At 59.1% G+C, this 411-nt stretch carries 1 pseudogene; it reads right to left on the bottom strand.

Going from position 1 to position 411, the window contains the following annotated elements:
* Positions 1-76: 76 nt before the first annotated feature.
* Positions 77-193, bottom strand: a pseudogene (locus CQY20_RS34070) (transposase); the annotation flags it as partial.
* Positions 194-411 lie beyond the last annotated feature (218 nt).

Genomic DNA, 411 nt, shown 5'->3' with positions numbered 1-411 from the left:
AACTGGCAATCCAGGTGGTCCCATCACCCTGGCAAAAATCAGGTCACACTGGTCCCATCCTCATGGCAGGCGACAATCCGGTGTTGGCGCACAACTCGTCAAGGATCCGGCTCTTGCCTCGCTTACCCGCCCGGCGATAGCGCATCGCGGTTGTCTCGGTGATTGCTCTGCGCTGTGCCAACGTCAACCCCATCCACTGGGCGTACGCGCGCATTTCCGATGAGGCAACGAATCAGCCTTTCGCGCGCATTTCTGATGAGTCAACGAGGTCAGTGGATTTGTCGGTGTTCAAATGTATGTTCGAGGTATGTCGGATCGCGACTTGCAGGCAGCGGTCACCGCGCTGCGTGCCGCCTTTGACGAGGTGGCCTGCTGTGATGTCGACCTGCTGACCGGTAGCGAGTTGGTGGC

Source organism: Mycolicibacterium agri, assembly GCF_002553505.1.
Classification (GTDB): domain Bacteria; phylum Actinomycetota; class Actinomycetes; order Mycobacteriales; family Mycobacteriaceae; genus Mycobacterium; species Mycobacterium agri.
This window is presented reverse-complemented; position numbering and strand designations above follow the sequence as displayed.